The organism is Streptococcus sp. 3167 (genome assembly GCF_013277175.1).
GTDB classification, from domain to species: Bacteria; Bacillota; Bacilli; order Lactobacillales; family Streptococcaceae; genus Streptococcus; species Streptococcus pseudopneumoniae.
Genome location: NZ_VMML01000031.1, coordinates 1 through 530, shown reverse-complemented (window position 1 = coordinate 530; position 530 = coordinate 1). Strand labels below are relative to the sequence as shown.

The following is a 530-nucleotide window of genomic DNA, read 5'->3' as shown; positions in this document are numbered from 1 at the left end:
GGAATTTGTAACTGTCAATCAGTTATTTGAAGCCTATCAAAAAGAGATTGGTCGCACTTCCACACGTGATGGTTTCTATTATCTCCTGAAACGACATGGTTGGCGAACGGTCACTCCTCGACCTGAGCATCCCAAGAAGGCAGACGCTCAGACAATTGAGACGTCTAAAAATAAAATCTACATTCGAGACCTTAAGTAAGCGCTTTAAAGAAGAGGGGACTTATAACAAAGTACGTTTGATGTACCAAGATGAAGCTGGTTTCGGAAGAATCAGTAAGATGAGTTCTTGTTGGGCTCCTCAAGGAATCCGACCTAGCATTCCTAGTCATTATATGCGAGAATATCGCTATTGTTATGGGGCAGTAGATGCTCAGACAGGAGATTCCTTTTTCCTCATTGCTGGAGGATGCAATACTGAGTGGATCAATGAATTTCTAAGGCAAGTCTCACAAGCTTATCCAGATGACTATATTTTACTTGTCATGGATAATGCTATATGGCATAAATCAAATACCTTAGAGATTCCAAGT

Annotated in this window: 1 pseudogene; it reads left to right on the top strand. The window is 40.8% G+C overall.

From position 1 onward, the window contains the following. Nucleotides 1-530: pseudogene (locus HT678_RS05640) on the top strand (IS630 family transposase); the annotation flags it as partial.